Consider the following 22,206-nt stretch of genomic DNA (forward strand, 5'->3'; position numbering starts at 1 on the left):
CTGGCACCGACACATGAGCGCGCACCGGTCCATCAGCTTAGGGGCATGGATTTTCCGATATAAAGAAGAAACTGCGATCGCCGCCGGTTTTGCGGGGCTGCTCCACCTTCGGTGGCGGGGGCGGCGCGCGCTTACCCCGCCGGCGTGTCGCGCCTGATTGACGGTGGCCGCGGCCCGGTCACGGGGCCGGGCGCGCCGTCACGGCGGCGCATCCGTGGCAGACCGCGTTCACCGCAGGCCCGTCAGCCCGATCAGGCCGTTCAGCGCGAGCGACAGCAGCACCGCCGCAATCCCGGCAAGCGGCAGCGCGACAAAGGCCCAGAAAATCATCCGCGTGGCGCTCAAATCCCGCCGCGCGATCTCGATCCACGCCAATGGCGCAATCAGCATCAGGACAAACCAGCCGACGAAATTCAGCAGCGGAATTCCGTAGTAGACATTCGCCGGAACGAACCAGCGCCAATAGCCCGCCTCGACCGCGATCGGGTCGATGTATAGGTCGGTCAGCACCGCGATGACAGCCGTCAGCAGCGGCACGCGCAACCGCAGCCTGTTCGACGTCAGCACGCCTTCGCCGCGCCGGGCCAGCAGGCCTTCGGCGACCAGCAGGCAAGTGCCGCAAACGCCGATCCAGCCGAAGAAGATATAGGTGAAAACCCAAAGCCGCGTCTGCCCCGGATACGCGTAATTCTGCGCCTCGAAGGCCGAGAGAAAATCGAGCCCCGCCGAGAAGAGCCCCGCCAGAACCACGAAGGCGAAGGCCCGTGCAGGCCCGAACCGCCAGGCGAAAACGCCTGTGACAAGCGTTCCGAGGACAATGCCCCCGACAAGAAATCCTGTAAAATCAGGCTCCACGACGGCGTCCGATCATCCGGCGAATATAAAGAACGAAGACCGGCACGGTCCATGCGATCAGCGGCAGCAGATGCCACGCCCCGATGGCCACCGCCTCGACGGTCCATCCGGCAACGATCAGCCCATATAGCAGCAGGGGCACAAGGCCCCCTGCCTGCGTCCTGCCCCGGCGTGGCCGTGGTCTTTCGCCGGTTTCATCGCGGTTCATTCGAAGACCACGCGCATCGGGCTGGTCGATGTCGGCCACACCCCGGACTCGGTCTTCCGCCCGCCCTCGAACACCACGTAGCTTTCGCCTGCATAATAGCGCAAGGCGCGCAGGTCCGTGCGCAGGTCGCCAAGGCTGTCGGCGGAGACAAACGCCCAGATCCGCCCCTCCGCGTCCCGCTCGACCCAGACCCGCGTGCTGCCCGAAGCGGGCGAGACCGGGCTCTCGGTGGCCAGAAGATCCGCGCGCCGGCGCATCACGTCGCCGGTCAGCCCCGCGACCAGGGTCACGCCGTCCCGGTTGTCGGAATCGCGTTCCCTCCAGTCGATGGCATGCCCGCGCAGCAGGCCGCCCAGCGTGTCCTCGATAGCCTGTGGCACCCCGTCGACCTGCGACGCGGCGATGCCCGTGATCGCGCCCGCGCCGCGAATGGAGCGCAGGATCGGGGCGAGTTCGCCCTCAAGCGGCCGGCGCGCCAGATCGAACCCCGGATCGACCGCCACCGAGAGGGGCCGAGAGGACAGCCGAAACCGCGCCGCGGCGGTGGCTCCGGTCATCTCGACCACCTCCGCGACCGGCCCTGACACCGTCTCGATCACGACGGGCACGCGCAGGCGATAGGCGGGCTGCGACTGGCGCAGCAAAAGTCTCAGCTCGGGCCCGTCGGCCCGATCGGTCAGCGCGACATCGCCGATCTCGACCCGGGGCAGGCCGGGCCGCCCGATCCATTGGTCGAAGAACGCCCCCAGCGCCCGGCCCGACGCCGCTTCGAAGGCCGCTTGCAGATCGCGCCAGCCCGCGATACCGGCGCGGTTGTCCGCGTAAAGGCGCCGAATGCCTGCGCCAAAGGCATCGCGTCCGATGTCGTCGCGCAGCATGTGAAAGACGAGCGCCGCCTTGCCGTAGCCCTGGCTCTGGTCGCCCGCATGCGAGGCGGAGCGGAACGCGGTCAGCGGCTGCATCGCGCCCTCGGGCAGGGCCGCCAGATCCCTCAGCCATCCGATGCGCATGTCGCGCGCGGCCCCGCCCCCCTGCTCTTCTGCGAGCGCGTAATCGGCCTGGAAGGTCGTCAGCCCCTCGGCCCAGTTGCCGCTGGCATAGTCGACGCCGACGGCATTGCCCCACCAGCTGTGCAGCACCTCGTGGGCCAGCGACCGGCCCTGCATGTAGGGATGGGCCAGGATCGCCTCGCTGACATAGGTGAGGCCGGCAAATCCCAGCCCGACCGGGATCGGCGCCGACACCACCGCGAAACTGTCGTAGGGATAGGGGCCGACAACGGCTTCGTAGCGGTCGATATAGCCGGCCACGGCCCCGAGATAGCGCGCGGACAAGGCGCTTTCGCGCTCGGCGAAATAGGTGCGGAGCGTCAGGTCGCGATGGGCGGTCTCCTGCACCGTGTAAGCGCCGATGAAGACCCCAAGATCGCCGCCCCGGCCGGTAAAGCGAAAGGCGGTGCGGCGTTTCCCCGCCTCGACCCCGTCCGACAAGAGCGAGCCCGTCGCCGCCACTCGCTGCCCGGCATCGACCGTCACCGCGATCTCGTACTCCCTGACGGGCGTGCCATCCGCCGGCAGCCACCGGCCGCCGACGAGATAGCTGGCCTCAGCGCTCCAGGCCACCCGCCCCGGCGGTTCGGAGGGCCGCGGCAGCACGCCGGTAAAGCGCATGTCCAACGTCCGGCCGGCGTGGTCCGACGGCGCGATCCCGTCTGCTGCGTCGAGCGCGGCGTGCGTCGCCTCGATCCCGACCCGCTCGGCGCTCAGCCAGTCGACGGCCGGCAGCCGAACCGCGCCCGCGGGCCTCTCCATCCGCGCCGCGATCGTGACATCGCCGGTGGCCGTGTCGATCGTCATGTCCACCGACAGCACCGGGGGGGGCGTGTCACCGCCGCTCTGCGCCAGGCCAGGGTGCGCGGCCGACAGGCCGAGCAACAGCCCAACCGCCAGCGCGACAGGCCGCAAACGGGGCCGAAGGGTCATGAAAGCGGACCTCTCAGAAATGGCGCCGGGCCGCACGCGACGGCGCGGACAAAGCTCGACGCGGGTTTCGGTCTTACCAATAAAAGATATCCTGCGCGACCCGGCCGGCAAGACAGGCACCCTTGCCGGTCAGCGCCACGATGCGGGAGGCCGACCAACGCCGCATCGGTTTGCCGGCCTGCCGCCCGGCCGGTGCCGCGCCCTAGACGGCCTCGACCGCAACGCGCGCCTCGGACCCGCCCAGCCGCGAAAAGGCGCGGTTGCGGCAGGTGAAGACGATGATCTGCTGCTCCCCGGCCACCCGGTGCAGCGCGGCGAACATCCGCTCGATCCGGTCGTCGTCGGTATGCACCAGCGCATCGTCGAGGATCACCGGCACCGTCTGCCCGGCCCGGTCGAAGAGCCGCGCGAAGGCCAGCCGGGTGAGGATGGCGACCTGCTCGGCCGTGCCGCCCGACAGGATGTCCAGCGGCTCTTCCTGGCCGTTGCGGGTCAGCGCGGCGGGCAGCAGGCTGGCGTCGTCCAGCCGAATGTCGGCGGCCTCGTGCAGCAGCGACAAGAGCGGCAGAAGCTCGCGCTTGACCGGCTCGAAATAGGTATCGCGCGCAGCGCGGCGCGCGTCGGTCAGCGCGGTTTCGAGGCGGCCCAGCGCGGCGGCCTCGCGGGTGTAGCGCGCGGCGCGGTCGTGCGCGGCGTCCAGCCGCCCCGACACCTCGGCCAGCCGTTCCTCGACCCCGTCCTCGGCGCGGGCGCGGATCAGTCCGTCGAGCTCCAGCACCTTGTCCGACAGGGTCTTGGCCCGCGCCGCGGCAGCGGCAACCGCGCCCTCGGCCCGGGCCAGCTCTGCCCGCAGGTTGGCCATGTCGGGCGCGGCGGCGGCCAGGCCGTCGCGCGCGGCGGTCTGCTTTCGCAGCGTTTCGGCGGCGCGGGTCCGGCGCTGGGCCGCCGCCTCGCGGCGGTCGCTATGCGCGTCGGCGGGGCCCAGCGCCGCCCCGGCCTCGGCCACGCGGCCCTGGGCCAGCCGGTGCCCTGTGCGCGCCTCGGCAAGCTGGCGTTCGTCCGCGCCGAGCGCCCGGCGGGCCGCCTCGCGCGCGGTGCGCGCAGCCTCGTGGGCGGTCTCGGCCTGCGCCATGGCCTCGGCCAGCGCCGCCGGGTCGCCGGCATCCGCCTCCTGCTCGGCGCCCCCCGCCGCGAGGTCCAGCTCCGACACCTCGGCCCTGAGCGCCTCAAGCCCTTCGGGTGCGAGGCTCGCCAGCACCGCCCCGGCCAGCTTTTCGGCGGCCTCGGCCTCTTCGCGTGCTGCGCGGGCCGCCCGCGCCCCGGCCAGATCGGCAACGCCGGCCGTCTGCAGCAGCCCGCGCAGCGCGGCCTCGGCGGCCTCGCAGGCCGCGGCGGCCTTGTCCTCGGCCCCGCGCCCGCCGGTGTCGATCACCAGCGCACCGATCCCCGGCAGATCGAGCCGCGCCCGGCCATGCAGCGCCAGCGCCGCGCCCTCCGCCAGCGCGGTCCCGTCCAGCGTGACGCGGGCATCGCCCGAATAGGCCGGCGTCACCGTGACCGCCAGCGCGTCGCGCCGCGCGCGCGCCCGGTCGAGCGTGTCGGCAGCGGCCTCGATCCCGGCCATCGCCGCCGCATCGACCGGCGCGGCGGCGATCTGCGCCTGCGCGGCGGCGCGGGCGCGGGCCTGCGCCTCGGCCTTGTCCAGGCGCGCCCGCATCTCGGCCAGACGTTCGGCCGCGGCGCGCGCCAGCGCTGCGCGCTGCGCGCGGGCATGTTCTGCGCGGAGCCGGGCCAGAGCGGCCTCGGCGGCGGCCAGCGCCTCGGCCGTCGCGGCGTCCTTGCGCGCCGCGCTCTCGAACCGCGCCTGCGCCGCGCGCTCGTCCGCGGCGGCCGTTTCGGCGGCCTCTCGCGCCTCGCCCAGCGCGCGGTCGCGTGCGGCCAGCGCAGCGGCGGCGTCCTCGGCCGCCTCCTGCTCCAACGCGGCGATCTTGAGGTCGCGCTCGGCTGCCTCCAGCCGGGCGGCGTGGGCCTCGCCCGCCTTCATCGCCTGCCGCGCCCGCGCCAGCGCAGCCTCGCGCGCCTCACGCTCGGCGGGCTCGTCAAGGCGCGCGCGCTCTTCCTCGGCCCGGCGCCGTTCGGCGAGCGCGCCCGACAGCTCGTCCACCTTTGCAGCCAGCGCCGCGCGCTCGGCCTCCAGCGCCGCGACCTCGTCCTCGGCGGCTTTCCAGGGGCCGCCGGCACGGGGCCGCCCGGTGGCGGTGGCCAGCTCGGCCAGTTCGTCGCGGCAGGCGGCCAGCACCTGGTCCATCCGCCGGCCGCCGGTCATCATGTCGATCTCGCCGGCCAGCGTCGACATCAGGTCGCGCCGCGCCTCGAGCCCGCTTTCCCAGTCGCGCCGCCCGGCCGCACCCTGCCCCGCCGGGTCCAGCCCGGTAACGCCCTGGCGCACCCACAAAAGCCCCGCCGGCCCGCCGAGCCCACCCTCGACCAGCCGCCCGATCCACGCCTCGGCCTCGTCGTCCTGGGCCAGCACGCGGCCCGTGGCAGCGTCGGTGACACGGGCCGATTTCCGCGAAAGCCATGTCTTTTCCAGCCGGAACCGCCCCTGGGGCAGCTCGACCTCTGCCGCCACGCTCACCGCGCCGCCCGAATGCGGCTGCAGCGCCCGCACCTCGCGCGCCCGCGACCCGTAGGGCTGGAAGAAAAGCGCGTGGAGCGCGTCGAAAAAGGTCGACTTGCCGGATTCGTTGGGCGCGGCCAGCACGGTGATGCCATCGCCGATATCGTCGATCCGGGCGGTTTGCCCGGCAAAGCGGCGGACATTGGTCAGGGCGAGCGCGCGCAGTTTCATGCCTGCTCCGTGGCCAGGGCATAAAGGCGGGCGAGCGCGGCGCGCGCGACCTCGCGGTCCTCGGCCGACAGCGCGGGGTTGCCGGCCTCGTCCCACAGATCCTCGGCGGCGCGGCGCAGCGCCCCGGCGCGGTCGATGTCGTCGAGATCCTCGACCGCCCGCTCAAGGCCGAGCGCCGAGAGATCGGCCTCGAACCAGCCGAAATCGTCGCGCGCGGCGCCGATAGCGGCCTCGAGCGCGCCGCGGGCGGCCAGGCTGAGCCGGCCGCTGGCCCGCAGCCGCAAAAGCGTCATCCGCCGGCGGCCGGCCGGGGGCAGCGCCGCGGCCAGCCGGGCCGCGCCGTCCTCGCCCGGCAAAAGCTCAAGCGCGACCGCGCGCCAGTCATAGGCGCCGGTGGCGACCGGGGTAATTTCGGGCACGGCGCCGGGCCCGGCAATCCCGACCAGCAACGCCGCGGCCGCCCCGTCATGCTTGAAGCTGTCGGCCTCGGGCGTACCCGAATACCAGGTCCGGGGCCCGATCCGCATCTGCCCGTGCCAATCGCCCAGCGCGAGGTAATCCAGCCCCGAGCGTTCGGCGCGGTCGGGCGGGATCAGCGCCGGGTCGCCCTCCTCGCTGAAATCGGTGACCGCGCCGTGGGCCAGCCCGATGCGCGGCAGGCCCGGGTCGGTCTCGGCATCCAGCGCGCCGGTCAGGTCGCGGCCCGGGCGGCGCGCGGTGCAGGGCGCGGGCAGCACCACCGCGCCCCCCAGCGCCACCGGCGCAGGGTCCAGCGCGACATGCAGGTTGGCCGGACGCTCGGCGGCGATGCGGCGCCAAAGATCGCTCGCGGCCAGCGAGTCGTGGTTGCCCGGAAGGATCACCCACGACAGATCATCCGCCTCGGCAATGGCCTGAAGCGCGTGGCGCAGCGTGGCGGGCGCCGGCGTTTCGGCGTCGAACGTGTCGCCGGCCAGCACGATCGCCTGGGCGCCGCCCGCGCGTGCGGCCTCGGCCAGCCGCCCCAGCGCCTGGTAGCGCGCCTCGCGCAAGAGCGCGGGCAGATCGCCGCCGAACCGGCCGAAGGGCTTGCCGAGATGCAGGTCGGACGTGTGCAGGACTCGAAACACCGGGCGTCTCCATCGGCGCGGACAGGCCGCGCGCGATGGACTTTCTCACCCGGCGGCCCGGGACACAAGCCGCCCGCGCCCCCGCTACTTGCGCCGCAGGTAAAGCGCGGTGCCCAGCGCGACGGCCAGCGGCAGCACCAGCAACAGCTCCATCCCGTGGGGGTGGACATGGGCCGCCAGATGCGCGCCCTCGTGGGCGGCGGCGGGCAGCGCGGCCAGCAGGGCGGCGGCGGTGGCGATCGGGGTTTTCATCGGGTCAGTTCCTCTTTCTTGGATAGCAGGAAATCGCGGATATCGAGGGCCTGTTTCTCGTCCATCGAGACGTAGATCAGCGCCATGTTGGTGCGTTCCCGGATCATCGGGCCCGGGAACGGCAGATAGCTGAGCTCGCGCGCGCCGAAGGACGGCGCGGCGGTGCCGACCTGCCATTCGGTTTTCAGCTCCACGTCGACCAGTTTGAGCGCGGTTGCGCTGCCCTGCCCCGGCCGTTCGAACGGCACGCCGGCAAGCCGCAGGTAGGCGGCCTTGTCGGCGGCCTGCACGAAGCCGTCGATGAACTGGGTGGCCAGCACCTGGATCTCGGCGGCCGCGTCGGCCTCTCCCATGTGGCTGTGCAGATGCTCGCCATGGGCATGGTTGTGGCCCGGCCCGTGGGGGTGGTCGTGATGGTCGTGATGATGGTGCGGGTGGTCATGTGGCATTGCACCACCTCCGGCCGTCGAACTCGCCATGGGGGATGGTCACGGGCTTGTCGATATGCACCTTGTGCTTGCCCAGCGTGCCGGCCGACACCATCGCGCCCAGCACGTCGACGATCACCCGCGTGCCCATCAGCGCGGTGATGTCCGAGGTGTCGTAGGGCGGGCTGACCTCGACCAGCTCCATCCCGCAAATCCCCTCGGCCGCCACCTTGCTGGCCAGCGCCAGCGCCTCGCGCGGCAGGAAGCCGCCGGGTTCCGGCCAGCCGGTGCCGGGCACGAAGCCGCAATCGATGCTGTCGATGTCGAACGACATGTAGACCATGTCGACGCCGTCCCAGGCCATCTCCAGCGCCATCTCCGCGGTCTTGTCGATGCCCATCTTCTCCATGTCCGACATGGTGATGATGTTGGTCTCGCGCTCGCGCGCCACCTTGACCGCCTCGCGCGGCACCTGCCAGCCGCCGATGCCCACCTGCACCAGGTTCCTGGCCGGCACGTTGGGCAGGTTCGTTGAATGAAACCAAGGGGTTGTGTGCATACGTTCGTCCAGGTCCTTTTCCTGGATGTCGGCGTGGCGGTCGAAATGCACGATGCCGATCTTTTTCGACGTGCATTCGGCGATGCCGCGCACGCAGGGAAAGCCGATGGAATGATCGCCCCCGATGATGATCGGCAGGCTGCCCGAGCTGAAGACGTGGGAAACCGCCCGGCTGATCTGGTCGAAGGTTTTCTCGATATTGGCCGGGATGGTGAAGATGTCGCCCGCGTCGCACAGCGTCATCTGCTCGCGCAGATCGACGCCGAGTTCGTAGTTGTAGGGCGTGTAAAGCGCGCTGATCTTGCGCACGCCCTGCGGGCCGAACCGGGTGCCGGGCCGGTAGGTGGTGCCGCCGTCGAAGGGCGCCCCCAGCACGGTGGCGTCGTAATGCCCGACCTCGGTGGCGTCCTCGGTATAGGGCGCCTTGAGGAAGGTGTTGATGCCCGCGTAATGGGGCAGCTCGCCGCGCGCGAAGGTCGGGATCGACTTGTCCTCGATCGAGTCGGCGCCGGTCAGGCCCATGCGCAGCGCCCAGCGGCGTTCCTCGTCCCAGCGGCCCTCGGGGAGATCGGCCTCGGCCTTCATCGACTTCCAGCCCTGCAGCCGGGAGAGGTCGGGGTGGTGCTGGCGCGACTCGGGCCGGCACTGGTCGGCCGGGTGGTGCGAGCGCCGGCGCTCAGGCGGGGCGAAGAACATGGGTTTCCTCCTTGATGGTCTGAAACGGGATGCCGCCGTTGCGGGCATCGAAATCGTAGGTGATGGTCGCCCCGTAGGCCTCCGGGTCGGTCGGGTCCCACCGCGGTTTGTCGAAGACGATGACGCGGTCGCCCAGCTTGAAGCCTTCCTCAAGGTCATGGGTGACCATGAAAACGGTCATTCCGGTCTGGGCGCGAAGCTCGGTCAGGAAATCGTGCATCGACAGCCGCGTGCCCGGATCGAGCGCGCCGAAGGGCTCGTCGAGCAGCAGGATGCGCGGCCGCGCGGTCAGCGCCTGCCCGATGGCCAGCCGCTGCTGCATCCCGCCCGACAGCGTGGCCGGGTAGGCATCGGCGACGTGGGCCAGCCCGATCCGCGCCAGCGTCTCGTCTGCGCGCCGCAACGCCGCGCGCCGGGCGGCGCCGAAAAACCGGCCCAGCGGGCGGGTGAAGCTGTCGCCGGCCACGATGTTTTCGCGCACCGTCATATGCGGAAAGACCGAGTAGCGCTGGAACACCACGCCGCGTTCGCGCCCCGGCTCGCGCGCGGGCTCGGCCCCGGCGATGCGGATGTCCCCGCGCGAGGGCTGTTCCTCGGCCAGAAGCAGCCGCAGGAAGGTGGACTTGCCGCAGCCGGAGGCGCCGACGATCGAGACGAACTCGCCCTCCTCCACCTCGAGATTGATCCGTTCGAGGATCGGGCGGCCGCCGTAGCTCTGGAACAGGTCGCGCACGGTCACGAAGCTCATAGGCTGGCCCCCGTCCAGGGAAAGGCCCGGCGGGCCAGCACCTTGAGCGCCCAGTCGATCATGAACGCAAGCAGCGTGATCCAGATCACGTAGGTCAGGATCACGTCCATCGCCAGGTAACGGCGCACCAGGAAGATGCGGTAGCCGAGCCCGAGGTCCGAGGCGATGGCCTCGGCCGCGATCAGAAACAGCCAGGCCGGACCCAGCGACAGCCGCACGGACTGGATCAGCCGCGGCAGGACCTGCGGCAATGCCACGCGCAGGGCGATGGTGAATGTGGACGCGCCCAGCGTCTCGGCCTTGACGATCTGCTCGCGCGGGATCTCCAGCGTGCGCTGGCTGAGGTCGCGGATCAGAAAGGGCGTGATGCCGATCACGATCAGCACCACCTTCGACAGCTCGCCCAGCCCGAACACGATGAACAGGATCGGCAACAGCGCCAGCGGCGGCACCATCGAGATGACGGCGACGAAGCCCGAGAATGTCGCGCGGATATGCGGCAAGAGCCCGATCAGCAGCCCGAAGATCAGCCCGGTCGAGGCGGCGAGCCCCACGCCGATGGCCAGCCGTTTCAGGCTGACGGCGGTGTCGTACCAGAACAGGATCCGCCCCGAGCGCCGGTCGGGCTCGGTCAGCAGCCGCTCGGCGGTCGCCGCGATCTGCGCCGGCGCCGGCATCAGCTTGTCCGACGGGTTCTCGGCCAGCCGGATGTCCGAGCCCACCATATAGGCGAGCATCACCAGAACGAAGGGCAGCGCCGCCAGAAAGGCGGTCAGCACGCGGCCGGGACGGCGGTTGATCAGGCGCATGATGCTGGGGGCTCGGGTGGCCCCGGCCGCTTGGGCCGGGGCGCGTGGGCCTTAGAGCGCGCCGTCGGCGGCCATCTGCATGTAGGTCGTGTCGAAGCGGAACCTGACGTTGTCCGCATCGCCCGTGGTCGAGCCGTCGGGATACGCGACCCCCACGAAATCGGGGCTCGGCGCGCCCTCGCCCAGGATGCCCTTGTCGAACAGGAACTCGGCCACGTTGACCATCGTCTTGGGCAAATCGGCGCCCTCGGCAAAGGCCACCGCCGCGGCGGGGTCATAGAACATCTCGGTGGAGTCGAGCTGCGCCTTGTAGCCGGCCAGATCGGTACCCGAAGCCTCGGCCATCGCGCTCAGCACCTCTTCGTCGCCGGCGGCCATCAGGCCCATCAACTCGTACCAGGCGCCGGCCACCGCCTTGCCGAAGGCGGGGTTGTCTTCCAGCGTCTCGGTATTGACCACCATCAGGTCGATGATCTCGCCCGCAATGTCGGAGCTGTCGAACAGCTTGTTCGCGTCGGGCTGTTCCATGATGCTCGAAACCAGCGGGTTCCATGTCACCACCGCCTCGACATCCTGCGGCGCGTAGGCGGCGATCATGTCGGCATCGGAGGTGTTGATCACCCCGTCGAGGTCGGCCTCGGAAAGCCCCACGCTGTCGAGCCCGCGGGCCAGCAGGTAATGCGACACCGACAACTCCACCAGGTGCACCGGCTTGCCCGCCAGCGAGGTCAGGTCGCCCTCGCCCTTCAGGATCACCGCGTCGTTGCCGTTGGAATAGTCGCCCACGATCAGCGCCGTGGTGTCCACGCCCCCGCCCGCGGGGATCGACAGCGTGTCCATGTTGGTGGCCGAGACCCCGTCGAAGGCGCCGGCCGTATACTGGTTGATCGACTCTATGTAGTCGTTGATCTGCACGATCTCGACATCGATGCCGTATTTGTCGGCCCATTTGTCCATGATGCCGGAGTCTTCCAGATAGCCCCAGGGCATCCAGCCCACGTAGATCGACCAGGCCAGCTTGAACTCGGTTTTTTCCTCGGCCGTCGCGGGCGCGCCCAGGGCTGCGGCCAGCACGGCGGCGGACAGGATGGTGGCGTTTCTCATGGTGTTCGGCTCCCTCTGCGTCCCGCCAAAGGTGGTAGCCGGTCCGCGGGCGGAACAAGGAGTCACAGGCGCGGAACGAACCGGCGCAGTACTCTCCCGGGATTTTGGCCCGCCGTGTACCTTGGCGGAATTTGCCGCCCCGGCGGCACTTCTTGGACCAGTCCCCGGTATCCGGGCGGAACCCTAAGTGCCCTGCGCGATCAGTTAACGACGCGCCGCCGCGCGCGCCCAAGCGCGGCGGGACGAACGGCCCGAAACGGAACGCATTTGCCTACCTTTTGGGCGCAATGCAGCCTGATCGCCCCGAAAGAGGGCGGAAGGGGATGGCCAGCATCGGCAAACGCGCCCGTCAGCACCCGCCGCGGGCCACAGCCGGACCTCTGCCGCCACGGCGCCTCGGACAAACCCGACGAACGCCGAGCGGTACGCCCGCCGACGGCGACGACCTTGGCCAACCGCCCGCGCGACATGGCACGGACGACAACGGGGCGTGCCCGCCACGGCCCGGACCCCGGCGCGGCCGCAAGCGCGCCGAGGTCGTGCATCTTCGGCCCGCCACCCGGACGGCCCCGCCTCCAGGCCGACGGCCGGCCGGTCAAGTGCGGGCGGTTCAATCCTCGGCGGTCGTGCGGCCCCCGCCGGTATGCCCCCGAGGCGCCGCCGCCGATCCGTCGCCCGCCCGGCGTTTTGGCGTTCCGGGCATGGACGGACGCCCAAGCGCCGCTATACTTGTTCAAAACCTGATCGAGCGATTCCAACTTGTCTTTGCGACGCGTCTCCACACCGCTTGCCATACTGCTGCTCGGCCTCTGGCTTGGCCAGGCTGCGCGGGCCGTAGAGGTGCGCCTGACCGCCGACGGCGACGACACCGAACTCGGCGAGGCGCTGGAAAACGCATCGCTCACGGTCGAGGCCCGACGCGCCGACCCGCCGCCCGAAGCGCAGGATCTTCTGGCCGCGGCGCGCGCCGATTACGCACGGTTGCTGGGTGTGCTTTACGCGCAGGGCTATTACGGTGGCGTCATTCACATCCGGGTCGACGGGCGCGAGGTGGCCGATCTGCCGCCCTTCGGCGCGCCCGCCCGCATCGACCGTGTGGCGATCACCGTCGACCCCGGCCCGCGTTTTCGCTTTTCTCGCGCCGAAATCGCACCGCTGGCGCCGGGCACCGAACTTCCTGACGGGTTCGCGGCAGGCAAACGCGCGCGCGCCTCGCTGATCGAACAGGCCGGGCGGACCAGTATCGCCGCCTGGCGCGACGCGGGCCACGCCAAGGCGGCGCTTGCGGACCAGAGCGTGGTCGCCGACCACGACGCCCGCACGCTCGATGCCCGGTTGCGGCTGGACCCCGGCCCGAGGCTGCGCTTTGGCCGGCTTGCGATCGACGGCCGGACGCGGGTGCGGCCCGAACGCGTTCACGCCATCGCCGGGCTGCCCGAGGGCGAGGTGTTTTCGCCCGAAGAGTTGCAGGCCAGCACCGAACGGCTGCGCCGCACCGGCACCTTCCGCTCGGTCGCGCTGCGCGAGGCCGATGCCGCAAACCCCGATGGCACGCTCGACATCACCGCCGCGCTGGTCGACGAGAAAAAGCGCCGTCTGGGCTTTGGCGCCGAATATGGCACCACCGACGGGCTGACGCTGTCGGGCTTTTGGATGCACCGCAACTTGCTGCGCGGGGCCGAACGGCTGCGCCTGAGCGCCGAGATCGCCGGGCTGTCGGGCGAAACGGGCGGCATCGACTACTCGCTCGGCGCGCTTTTCGAGCGGCCGGCCACGTTCACGCCCGACACCGCGCTTTACGTCCTTGGCGAGATATCCGCGGACGACGAGCCTGATTACAAGCAGCGCGACATCACCGTCGGCGCCGGGCTCAGCCATATCTTTTCGGACACGCTGGAGGGCAGCGCCGGCTTTCTGGTGCGCTACACCGAGATCGAGGACGACCTGGGCGACCGCGAGATCACCCAGCTCAGCTTTCCGGTCTCGATGACCCGCGACACCCGCGACTCGGAACTCGACCCGCGCACGGGCACCTACCTGTCGGTGCAGGCCGAGCCCTTCGTGGGGCTCGACAACCCCGAAAACGGCGCGCGGCTTTATGCGGATGCGCGGGCCTATCGCGGCTTTGGCGAACGCGTCGTGGTGGCCGGCCGGGTGCAGATGGGCAGCCTGCTGGGCGCGTCGGCAGATGCGGTGCCGTCGGACTGGCTGTTCTACTCGGGCGGCGGCGGCACGGTGCGCGGCCAGCCCTACCAGTCGCTTGCCGTCGACCTGGGCAACGACGACAGCCGCGGCGGGCGCAGCTTCGTCGGGCTGTCGATGGAACTGCGCACCGGGATCACCCGGTCGATCGGGGTCGTGGGCTTTGTCGATGCGGGCCATATCGGCGATGGCGAAGTACCGGGCGAGGGCGGCGACTGGCATGCCGGCGCGGGCCTCGGTCTGCGCTACGACACCGGCATCGGGCCGATCCGGCTTGATGTGGGCGCCCCCATCCAGGGCGATACCGGCGACGGCGTGCAAATCTATATCGGCATCGGGCAAGCGTTTTGAGACGGCTGCACCTATATATCGTCGCAGCGCTCGCGCTGTGCCTCGCCCTGCCGGCCGCCGCGCAGGACAACGAAGACCGCGGCCTTCTGGAACGGCTGATCGAGGACAACCTCTCGGGCGAAGGGATCTCGGTCGACATCACCGGCTTCGAGGGGGCGTTGTCGTCACAGGCGACGCTGGACGAGCTGACCGTCGCCGATGCCGACGGCATCTGGCTGACGCTGCGCAACGCCGAACTCGACTGGTCGCGCACAGCGCTGTTGCGCGGGCGGCTCCAGGTGGCGCGGCTTTCTGCGGAAGAAATCGTGCTGGCGCGCCTGCCGCAAGGCGGCGGCGACAAGGGGCCCGAGCTGGCCGATACCGAGGCCAAGCCGTTCAGCCTGCCCGAGTTGCCGGTTTCGGTGAATATCGGCGAGATCGCCGCCCAGCGCCTCGATCTGGGCGAGCCGGTACTGGGCCAGGCGGCGACGTTTTCCTTCACCGGCTCGCTGACACTCGCCGATGGCGCCGGCGAGGCGCAGTTGCAAATGCTGCGGCTCGATGCCGATAGCGGCGAGATCGACCTCGACGCCGGATACGACAACGAAACGCGGGTGCTGGCGCTCGACCTGTCGCTGTCCGAAGCGCCGGGCGGGATCCTGGCCACGCTCGCGCGCCTGCCCGGCGCGCCCAGCGTCGATTTCACCGTCGCGGGCACCGCGCCGATTTCCGACTACGCGGCCGAACTGGCGCTGGCCACCGACGGACAGGACCGGCTGACCGGCAGGATCACCACCGCCGAGGCCGCCCTGCCCGGCGCCGCCGAAGGCACGCCGCCGGCGCGCCGCTTCGGCGCCGATGTTTCGGGCGATCTGACCGCGCTGCTCGAACCCGCACTGCACCCGTTCTTCGGCGACCGCGCCGCGCTGCAATTCTCGGCCCAGCGCCTGCCCGACGGGCGGCTCGAGATCGACACGCTGGCGCTGGATGCCGCCGCGCTGACGCTGAACGGCACCCTGGCGCTGGCCGCCGACGGCCTGCCCGATGCCTTCGACCTGACCGGCGAGATCGGCACGCCCGGCGGCGCGCCGCTGCGCCTGCCCGTACCCGGCGCGCCCACCACCCTGCGCCACGCCGACATCGCCGCGCGCTTTGACGCCGCAGATGGCGATGCCTGGGCGGCCAGGGCGCAGCTTTCCGACCTCGACAGGCCCGACATTCAGATGGACCGGGCCGAGTTGTCGGGAACCGGCACGATTTCCCGGCGCGGCCAGAGGGCGGTCTCGGCCGCGCTCGACTTCGTCGCCGAGGGCCTGGGATTTCCCGATGCCGCGCTTTCCGACGCGCTGGGCGAGGCGCTGACCGGCCAGGCGCAGATCGACTGGCAGGACGGTGCGCCGGTGCGGCTGGACCGGCTGGCGCTGTCGGGCGCCGGGATCGACCTGACCGGCAGCGGCCAGATCGACCCCGCCGCCGACGGGCTGCCCGCCTCTGGCCGAATCGTGCTGGATGCCGACCGGATCGACCGTTTTTCCGCACTGGCCGGGCGCAGCCTGGGCGGCGCGGTCGCCGCCGAGATCGAGGGCAGCGCCACCATTCTCAACCGCAGCTTCGACGTGGCGCTCAGCGCGGAGGGCCAGGACCTGGCCGTGGGCGAACCGATGGCCGACCCGCTGCTCAGGGGCGCCAGCCGGCTAATCCTGCGCGCCGCCCGCGATGCCGAGGGCAGCCGCATCGACGCCTTCGAGATCGTCACGCCCGAGCTTTCGGCCAATGCCAGCGGCGGGCTGAACAGCCAGAGCGGCAGCTTCGATCTGGCCGCGCGGCTGGCCTCGCCGCAATTGATCCTGCCCGGCGCCCCGGCTGGCCCGGTCGAGCTGACCACCGGCATCGGCTGGACCGCCGGCAGCCCGATTGCGCTGAGCGACCTGACGCTGACCGCGCCCGCGCTGCGCGTGACCGGAGACGGCGCCTTCGACCCGGCCAGCGCGGCGCAGGATTTCGAGGCGCGCCTCACCCTTTCGGCACAGGACCTGTCGCGCTATGCCGATCTGGCGGGCCGGCCGCTGGCCGGCAGCCTCGAGGCGCGCGTCGAGGGCAGCGGCGCGCTGGGTCCGCGCGACGTGCGCCTGACGCTCGACGGCACCGGGCGCGATCTGCGCGTGGGCCAGGCCGAAGCCGACAGGCTGCTTGCCGGGCGCAGCACATTCTCGGCCGATATCGCCCTGGAAGACGGGCAGGTCGTGCCGGGCCGCGTTTCGGTCGAAACGCCGGTGCTGCGTGCCCGCGTCCAGCCGCAAGGCGCAGGCTCCGATACCATGGCCGTCGATGCGCGGCTGGCCGATCTGGCGCTGATCGCGCCCGATTTCCCGGGGCCGCTCTCGGTCAGCGGGACGGTGACACCCGAAGACGGCGGCGTGCGGCTGGCGCTCGGCGCCGAGGGGCCGGGCGGTACCACCGTGCAGATCGACGGCACCGCGGCGCAGCGGATGGACCTCACGTTATCGGGCCGCGCGCCGCTGGGCCTGGCCAATGCCTTCATCGCGCCGCGCGCGGTGCAGGGCACGGCGGATTTCGATCTGCGGCTTCAGGGCGCGCCGGCGCTGGAAAACCTCGCAGGCAGCATCACCACCAGCGGCGCGCGGGCCACCGCGCCGGCCCTGCGCATCGCGCTGGAAGATATCTCGGCGCGGGTCGGGCTGGCCGCCGGGCGTGCCGATCTGGCCTTGGAAAGCCGGCTGGGCCAGGGCGGCCTGCTGCGCGTGACCGGACCGGTCACGCTCTCGCCGCCGTTCCCGGCCGATCTGACCATCGTGCTGGACGACGCCGTGGTCAGCGACCCCGCGCTCTACCAGACCGAGCTGGACGGCACGCTGACGGTTTCGGGGCCTTTGACCGGCGGCGGCCGCATCGCCGGCACGATCGAACTGGACGGGACCGAAGTGCGCGTGCCCTCGACCGGGCTTGGCGGCGGCGGCACCATCCCCGATGGGCTGGCGCACCGTACCGAGCCGGGGCAGAGCCGCGCCACACGGGCCCGCGCCGGGCTGTTGCAGAGCGCCGACGGCAATGGCAATGGCGGCTCCGCCGGGCCGGGATTTGCGCTCGATCTCCGGATCAACGCCATCAACCGTATCTTCCTGCGCGGCCGCGGCCTCGATGCCGAACTCGGCGGTTCGCTTAGGATCGGCGGCACCACCAACGCCATCGAGCCCTCGGGCCGGTTCGAGCTGGTGCGCGGCCGGCTCGACATCCTTGGCCAGCGGCTGATGATGACCGAGGGCTGGGCCCAGCTCGAGGGGGATTTCGACCCGACGCTCTACCTGCTGGCCGAAACCGACAGCGGCGAGGTGACCGTTCGGATCATCGTCGAGGGGGCCGCCAGCGAACCGGAAATCCGTTTCACCTCGGAACCGGAACTGCCCGAGGACGAAATTCTGGCACAGCTCCTGTTCAATCGCGATCTCGAAGATCTGTCTGCATTGCAGGCGCTTCAGCTGGCCAGTGCGGTCCGCACCCTGGCCGGCAAGAGCGGTGTGTCGATCGTCGAACGGCTGCGCGCCGGGGCCGGGCTCGACGATCTCGACATCACCACCGATGACGACGGCAACACCGAGTTGCGCGCCGGCAAATACCTGTCGGACAACGTCTACACCGATGTCACCGTCAATTCCGAAGGCAAGACCGAGATCGACCTCAACCTCGACCTGACCGACTCGATCACCGTGCGCGGGCGTACCACCAGCGAGGGCGAGAGCGGGATCGGCGTGTACTTCGAACGCGACTATTGACGGGGCGGTGTGCTAATCTGGCCCCGTCATTCTGACCCTCCGGAGCCCGCATCATGACCCTGCCCCGCCTCAGCCTGATCGCCGCATTGCTGTTGCTCGCCCTGCCCGCCTGGGCCAATGCCGACGGGCCCGATTTCTTTCGCGTGCCGGGGCAGGCATCGGACCAGGCGCTCAGCATGCATGCCGGGCCCTCGGGCGGCGACCGCCAATTGGGCCGCATCCCGGCCGGCACCGACCATCTGCGCAACCTGGGCTGCATCGACGGGATGAGCGATGCCGAGCGCGCCGTGGCCACGGGCGCGGAAAAGCGTGCGGCGCTGCTGCGCCGCTGGTGCAAGATCCGTTACCGCGGTGTCGATGGCTGGGTGTTTGCCGGTGCCCTGGTCGAGGGCAGCCCGCCGCCGGCCCCGCCCAAGCCCGGCGACCCGCAGGGAAAGCTGGGCAGCGCCTGGCGGCTGATCGCCATGCCCGGCCACGGGCGGGTGCGCGCCGAGGCCTGGATCGCGTTTTCCGACAGCGGCAGCATATGGGGCAATACCGGCTGCAACTTCCTGCGCGGCAGCGTCAAGATCAGCGGCACCGCATTCAAGCTGGCCGGCGGGCTCGCCGTCACGCGGCGGGCCTGCCCGGGCGCGCTGGATGCGCAGGAGCGGTGGTTGGTGAAGGCGCTGGAGACCGCGCGCCGGGTGTCCTTCGACCCGCTTACAGGGCAGCTGCGCCTCGGGCCCGAGCGGGGATCTGCCACGCTGGTACTGGACCGCGACCCCGAACGCTGGCGCTAGCCCCCCGCCGGCCTGACCGAACGCGGTCGGCAGGCCGCGCCCGCATATTCCTTCTGCACCCATCCGCGCGGGTTTGCCCGGCATCAAGACCCCTGCCACCGGTCGCATCCCGCCCGGCACGTTTCGGCCGCTCGACCGCCCCCTGGCCGCCCCGGCGCCGCCCAGCTTGGCCGGCATACTGGCGGGATCGACCAAGTGGAGGACACACCATGGCCAGCAAGGACCCGATCCCGCCGAAACGCCCCGACGAAGAGCGCTCAGACGCGCCCAACCGGGACAAGCCCAAGGCCCGGCCCGCCGACCGCCCGGACGACCACCCGGACGACCGGCCGCGCCCGCCGACCCCGTTCGACGACTGGGCCAGCATCTGACGCGAAAAGGCCGCCCCCTTTCGGGGCCGGCCCAGTCCGCTACGCGCGCAAAAGCCTCATCGAGGCTCTTGCCGGGCGCTGTTCAGACCTCCTGGCCTCAGCCCACCAACTCGAGGCCGGAGAAGAAATAGGCGATCTCTTCCTTGGCGGTGTCCTCGCCGTCCGAGCCATGGACCGAGTTCTCGCCGATGGACAGCGCGAATTCCTTACGAATCGTGCCTTCGGCCGCCTCGGCGGGGTTGGTCGCGCCCATCACTTCGCGGTTCTTGGCAATCGCGTCCTCGCCTTCCAGCACCTGCACGACGATCGGCGCCGAGGCCATGAAGTCGCACAGCTCGTCGTAGAACGGACGCTCCTTGTGGACCGCGTAGAACACGCCCGCCTGCTCTTTCGTCAGCTTGATCCGCTTTTGCGCGACGATGCGCAGCCCCGCCGCCTCGAACTTGGCGTTGATCGCGCCGGTCAGGTTGCGCTGGGTGGCGTCGGGCTTGATGATCGAAAAGGTTCGTTGAATGGCCATCTGGGTTCCCTCGGTGGTCGCGGCCCATGCCGCGGCTTGAAAATCGCGGCTCTGCTACCACGGCCCCTGCGCCTTGAAAAGCCGCGATTGACGCGCCCGGATGCCTGCGGCACACCCGCCCCATGCTGCGCATCCAAAACATCACCTACGCGGTCGAGGGCCGTCCGCTGTTTCAAGAGGCCAGCGCCACGATTCCCGCCGGGCACAAGGTCGGCCTGGTGGGCCGCAACGGCGCCGGCAAGACCACGCTCTTCCGGCTGATCCGCGGCGAGCTGGCGTTGGAATCGGGCGCCATCTCGCTGCCGCCGCAGGCCCGCATCGGCGGCGTCGCGCAAGAGGCCCCGGCCAGCGAGACCGCGCTGATCGACACCGTCCTGGCCGCCGATGCCGAACGGGCAGAGCTGATGGCCGAGGCCGAGACCGCCACCGACCCCCACCGCATCGCCGACATCCAGACCCGGCTGGCCGATATCGACGCCTGGTCGGCCGAGGGCCGCGCCGCGGCGATCCTCAAGGGGCTGGGGTTTACCGAGGCCGAGCAGGCGATGCCCTGTTCGGCCTTCTCCGGCGGCTGGCGGATGCGCGTGGCGCTGGCCGGCGTGCTGTTTGCCCGGCCCGACCTGCTGCTCTTGGACGAGCCGACCAACTACCTCGACCTCGAGGGCGCGCTCTGGCTGGAAAGCTACCTGGCCCGCTACCCGCACACGGTGATCGTGATCAGCCACGACCGCGAGCTTCTGAACCGCGCCGTGGGCCACATCCTGCACCTGGAAGACCGCAAGCTGACGCTCTGGACCGGGGGCTATGACGCCTTCGCCCGGGCCCGCGCCGCCAGCCGCGCGGTGCAGGCCGCCGAGGCGAAAAAGCAGGAAACGCGCCGCGCCCATCTGCAAAGCTTCGTCGACCGGTTTCGCTACAAGGCGTCGAAGGCCCGCCAGGCCCAGGCCCGGTTGAAGATGCTGGAAAAGATGACGCCCATCGCCGCGCCCGAGGATGCCGCGCGCACCGTTTTCACCTTTCCCCAGCCCGACGCGCTGTCGCCGCCCATCGTGGCGCTGGAAGGCGCGGCGGTGGGCTACGACGGCACGCCGGTGCTGTCGCGCCTGTCGCTGAGGATCGACCAGGACGACCGGATCGCCCTTCTGGGCCGCAACGGCGAGGGCAAGTCGACACTGTCCAAGCTGCTGGCCGGCAAGCTCGACGCGCTGTCGGGGCGCATCACCACGTCCTCGAAACTGAGGATCGGCTATTTCGCGCAGCACCAGGTGGACGAGCTGCACCTCGACGAGACGCCCCTCGACCACCTGCGCCGCGAACGCCCCGACGAGGCACCGACGAGGTTGCGCGCACGGCTGGCGGGGTTCGGCCTGGGGGCCGATCAGGCGGCAACGGTGGTCGCGCGGCTGTCGGGCGGGCAAAAGGCACGGCTGTCGCTGCTTCTGGCCACGCTGGACGCGCCGCACATGCTGATCCTCGACGAGCCGACAAACCACCTCGATATCCAAAGCCGCGAGGCGCTGGTCGAGGCGCTGACCGAATACTCGGGCGCGGTGATCCTGGTCAGCCACGACATGCACCTGCTTTCGCTGGTGGCCGACCGGCTGTGGCTGGTCAAGGACGGCCGCGTGGCGCCCTACGAGGACGATCTGGAAAGCTACCGCCGGATGCTCTTGGGCGCGCCCGCGCCCGAGGCGCCGAAACCGGCCAAGACGGCCGCGCCCCGGCGCCCGTCGCGCGATGCGCTGACGGCGCTGCGCAGCGAGGTGCGCAAATGCGAGGCCCGCGTCGAAAAGCTGACCGAGATGCGCGAGAAGCTGTCGCAAAAGCTGGCCGACCCCAAGATCTACGAGGCCCACCGCGAGGACGAGCGCCTGCTGTGGCAGCGCAAGTTCGCCGAGGTGGAAGAGGCGATGGACCGGGCCGAGGCGCTGTGGATGGAGGCCCTCGAAAAACTAGAAACCGCACGGACTTAGCCCGTGGAGCTGACGTTTTACATCTCCGCTTTCGTCACGCTTTTCGTGATCGTCGACCCGATCGGGCTGGCGCCGCTCTTCGTGGCCATCACCCAGGGCATGCCGGGGCCCGAACGCCGCGCGATCGCGCTGCGCGCCGCGGCCATCGCGGTGGGGCTGCTCACGCTCTTTGGCGTATTCGGCGAATCCGTGCTTGCGCTGGTCGGCATCTCGATGCCCGCCTTTCGCATCGCCGGCGGTCTGCTGTTGTTCCTGACCGCGCTGGAGATGCTGTTCGAGCGGCGCACCAAGCGGCGCGAGGACCAGGCACATGACGACCGGCCCGACCCGTCGGTCTTTCCGCTGGCCACGCCGCTGATCGCGGGGCCCGGCGCCATGGCCACGATGATCCTGCTGACCGGCCAGGTCGGGCGCGACCCGCTGGCGATGCTGCTGATCCATCTGGCGATGCTGGCCGTGGTCGGGATCGTGCTGGTGCTGTTTCTCGCCGCGGGGCCGCTGGAACGCGCGCTGGGGCGAACAGGCACCAATGTCGTGACCCGCCTGCTGGGGATGTTGTTGGCCGCGCTTTCGGTGCAGTTCGTGCTGGACGGGCTGGCCGATTTCGGCCTTGTGCCGACATGACCCCTCCCGCCG

The 22,206-nt window shown here is 70.8% G+C and carries 18 protein-coding genes and 1 riboswitch; of the genes, 6 read left to right on the plus strand and 12 right to left on the minus strand.

The window, feature by feature from the left end; all coding sequences use genetic code 11:
• Nucleotides 1-228: 228 nt before the first annotated feature.
• The 11 genes from Ga0609869_RS12685 to Ga0609869_RS12735 all read right to left on the minus strand — a co-directional run bounded on the left by Ga0609869_RS12685 (nt 229) and on the right by Ga0609869_RS12735 (nt 11,601).
• Entirely contained in the window at nt 229-855 is a 627-nt protein-coding gene (locus Ga0609869_RS12685; RefSeq protein WP_125402916.1) for a carotenoid biosynthesis protein, read from the minus strand.
• Complete coding sequence (locus Ga0609869_RS12690; RefSeq protein ID WP_170168724.1) at nt 845-997, minus strand: hypothetical protein; 153 nt, start codon at nt 995-997, stop codon at nt 845-847. The genes Ga0609869_RS12685 and Ga0609869_RS12690 overlap by 11 nt, the downstream gene beginning before the upstream one ends.
• A 62-nt stretch (nt 998-1,059) precedes the next feature.
• Nucleotides 1,060-3,045: a M1 family metallopeptidase gene (locus Ga0609869_RS12695; protein WP_125402915.1), complete on the minus strand. Its 1,986-nt coding sequence runs from the start codon at nt 3,043-3,045 to the stop codon at nt 1,060-1,062.
• Nucleotides 3,046-3,247: 202 nt separating this feature from the next.
• Nucleotides 3,248-5,896, minus strand: a complete 2,649-nt coding sequence (locus tag Ga0609869_RS12700) for an AAA family ATPase (RefSeq protein WP_369022868.1) — start codon at nt 5,894-5,896, stop codon at nt 3,248-3,250.
• Nucleotides 5,893-7,005 (minus strand): metallophosphoesterase family protein, encoded by a 1,113-nt coding sequence (locus tag Ga0609869_RS12705; RefSeq protein WP_125405400.1) that lies wholly within the window; start codon nt 7,003-7,005, stop codon nt 5,893-5,895. The genes Ga0609869_RS12700 and Ga0609869_RS12705 overlap by 4 nt, the downstream gene beginning before the upstream one ends.
• A gap of 84 nt (nt 7,006-7,089) precedes the next feature.
• Nucleotides 7,090-7,257: a peptidase M23 gene (locus Ga0609869_RS12710; protein WP_125405397.1), complete on the minus strand. Its 168-nt coding sequence runs from the start codon at nt 7,255-7,257 to the stop codon at nt 7,090-7,092.
• A complete protein-coding gene (locus Ga0609869_RS12715; RefSeq protein WP_125405394.1) occupies nt 7,254-7,706 on the minus strand; it encodes a hypothetical protein in 453 nt (150 codons plus the stop codon). The genes Ga0609869_RS12710 and Ga0609869_RS12715 overlap by 4 nt, the downstream gene beginning before the upstream one ends.
• Nucleotides 7,696-8,940 (minus strand): agmatinase family protein, encoded by a 1,245-nt coding sequence (locus Ga0609869_RS12720; RefSeq protein WP_245972269.1) that lies wholly within the window; start codon nt 8,938-8,940, stop codon nt 7,696-7,698. Before Ga0609869_RS12720 ends, Ga0609869_RS12715 begins: the two co-directional genes overlap by 11 nt.
• The gene (locus Ga0609869_RS12725) at nt 8,921-9,688 is read right to left on the minus strand and encodes an ATP-binding cassette domain-containing protein (protein ID WP_125405391.1); all 768 of its coding nucleotides are present in this window, start codon (nt 9,686-9,688) and stop codon (nt 8,921-8,923) included. The genes Ga0609869_RS12720 and Ga0609869_RS12725 overlap by 20 nt, the downstream gene beginning before the upstream one ends.
• Entirely contained in the window at nt 9,685-10,497 is an 813-nt protein-coding gene (locus tag Ga0609869_RS12730) for an ABC transporter permease (RefSeq protein ID WP_125405388.1), read from the minus strand. The genes Ga0609869_RS12725 and Ga0609869_RS12730 overlap by 4 nt, the downstream gene beginning before the upstream one ends.
• A 51-nt stretch (nt 10,498-10,548) precedes the next feature.
• Nucleotides 10,549-11,601 carry a putative urea ABC transporter substrate-binding protein gene (locus Ga0609869_RS12735; protein ID WP_125405385.1) on the minus strand — a complete coding sequence of 351 codons (1,053 nt, stop codon included), beginning with the start codon at nt 11,599-11,601 and terminating at the stop codon, nt 10,549-10,551.
• A gap of 91 nt (nt 11,602-11,692) precedes the next feature.
• A riboswitch (guanidine-I (ykkC/yxkD leader) is annotated at nt 11,693-11,799 on the minus strand.
• A gap of 567 nt (nt 11,800-12,366) precedes the next feature.
• Here Ga0609869_RS12735 and Ga0609869_RS12740 point away from each other — a divergent pair.
• The 4 genes from Ga0609869_RS12740 to Ga0609869_RS12755 all read left to right on the plus strand — a co-directional run bounded on the left by Ga0609869_RS12740 (nt 12,367) and on the right by Ga0609869_RS12755 (nt 19,077).
• Nucleotides 12,367-14,154 (plus strand): autotransporter assembly complex protein TamA, encoded by a 1,788-nt coding sequence (locus Ga0609869_RS12740; protein WP_245972267.1) that lies wholly within the window; start codon nt 12,367-12,369, stop codon nt 14,152-14,154.
• Nucleotides 14,151-17,924, plus strand: coding sequence for a translocation/assembly module TamB domain-containing protein (locus Ga0609869_RS12745; RefSeq protein ID WP_125405382.1), 3,774 nt, complete (start codon nt 14,151-14,153; stop codon nt 17,922-17,924). Before Ga0609869_RS12740 ends, Ga0609869_RS12745 begins: the two co-directional genes overlap by 4 nt.
• A 53-nt stretch (nt 17,925-17,977) precedes the next feature.
• Nucleotides 17,978-18,706 (plus strand): META domain-containing protein, encoded by a 729-nt coding sequence (locus tag Ga0609869_RS12750; RefSeq protein WP_125405379.1) that lies wholly within the window; start codon nt 17,978-17,980, stop codon nt 18,704-18,706.
• Nucleotides 18,707-18,915: 209 nt separating this feature from the next.
• Nucleotides 18,916-19,077 (plus strand): hypothetical protein, encoded by a 162-nt coding sequence (locus Ga0609869_RS12755; protein WP_170168817.1) that lies wholly within the window; start codon nt 18,916-18,918, stop codon nt 19,075-19,077.
• Between the two features lie 97 nt (nt 19,078-19,174).
• On the opposite strand, the gene ndk is transcribed toward Ga0609869_RS12755, so the two are convergent.
• Nucleotides 19,175-19,597 (minus strand): nucleoside-diphosphate kinase, encoded by a 423-nt coding sequence (gene ndk, locus Ga0609869_RS12760; protein ID WP_125405376.1) that lies wholly within the window; start codon nt 19,595-19,597, stop codon nt 19,175-19,177.
• 122 nt (nt 19,598-19,719) lie between these two features.
• On the opposite strand from ndk, the gene Ga0609869_RS12765 reads away from it, so the two are divergent.
• The gene (locus Ga0609869_RS12765; protein WP_125405373.1) at nt 19,720-21,570 is read left to right on the plus strand and encodes an ABC-F family ATP-binding cassette domain-containing protein; all 1,851 of its coding nucleotides are present in this window, start codon (nt 19,720-19,722) and stop codon (nt 21,568-21,570) included.
• Between the two features lie 3 nt (nt 21,571-21,573).
• Nucleotides 21,574-22,194, plus strand: coding sequence for a MarC family protein (locus Ga0609869_RS12770; protein ID WP_125405370.1), 621 nt, complete (start codon nt 21,574-21,576; stop codon nt 22,192-22,194).
• The last annotated feature ends 12 nt before the right edge of the window (nt 22,195-22,206 follow it).

The sequence above is a fragment of the Rhodovulum iodosum genome (assembly GCF_041020385.1).
In the GTDB taxonomy this organism is placed as follows: domain Bacteria; phylum Pseudomonadota; class Alphaproteobacteria; order Rhodobacterales; family Rhodobacteraceae; genus Rhodovulum; species Rhodovulum iodosum.

Coding starts and splice junctions, on each gene's coding strand:
- Ga0609869_RS12695 (WP_125402915.1), bottom strand. CDS start 3,045: ATGACCCTTCGGCCCCGTTTGCGGCCTGTCGCGCTGGCGGTTGGGCTG.
- Ga0609869_RS12700 (WP_369022868.1), bottom strand. CDS start 5,896: ATGAAACTGCGCGCGCTCGCCCTGACCAATGTCCGCCGCTTTGCCGGG.
- Ga0609869_RS12710 (WP_125405397.1), bottom strand. CDS start 7,257: ATGAAAACCCCGATCGCCACCGCCGCCGCCCTGCTGGCCGCGCTGCCC.
- Ga0609869_RS12715 (WP_125405394.1), bottom strand. CDS start 7,706: ATGCCACATGACCACCCGCACCATCATCACGACCATCACGACCACCCC.
- Ga0609869_RS12720 (WP_245972269.1), bottom strand. CDS start 8,940: ATGTTCTTCGCCCCGCCTGAGCGCCGGCGCTCGCACCACCCGGCCGAC.
- Ga0609869_RS12725 (WP_125405391.1), bottom strand. CDS start 9,688: ATGAGCTTCGTGACCGTGCGCGACCTGTTCCAGAGCTACGGCGGCCGC.
- Ga0609869_RS12730 (WP_125405388.1), bottom strand. CDS start 10,497: ATGCGCCTGATCAACCGCCGTCCCGGCCGCGTGCTGACCGCCTTTCTG.
- Ga0609869_RS12735 (WP_125405385.1), bottom strand. CDS start 11,601: ATGAGAAACGCCACCATCCTGTCCGCCGCCGTGCTGGCCGCAGCCCTG.
- Ga0609869_RS12750 (WP_125405379.1), top strand. CDS start 17,978: ATGACCCTGCCCCGCCTCAGCCTGATCGCCGCATTGCTGTTGCTCGCC.
- Ga0609869_RS12755 (WP_170168817.1), top strand. CDS start 18,916: ATGGCCAGCAAGGACCCGATCCCGCCGAAACGCCCCGACGAAGAGCGC.
- ndk (WP_125405376.1), bottom strand. CDS start 19,597: ATGGCCATTCAACGAACCTTTTCGATCATCAAGCCCGACGCCACCCAG.
- Ga0609869_RS12765 (WP_125405373.1), top strand. CDS start 19,720: ATGCTGCGCATCCAAAACATCACCTACGCGGTCGAGGGCCGTCCGCTG.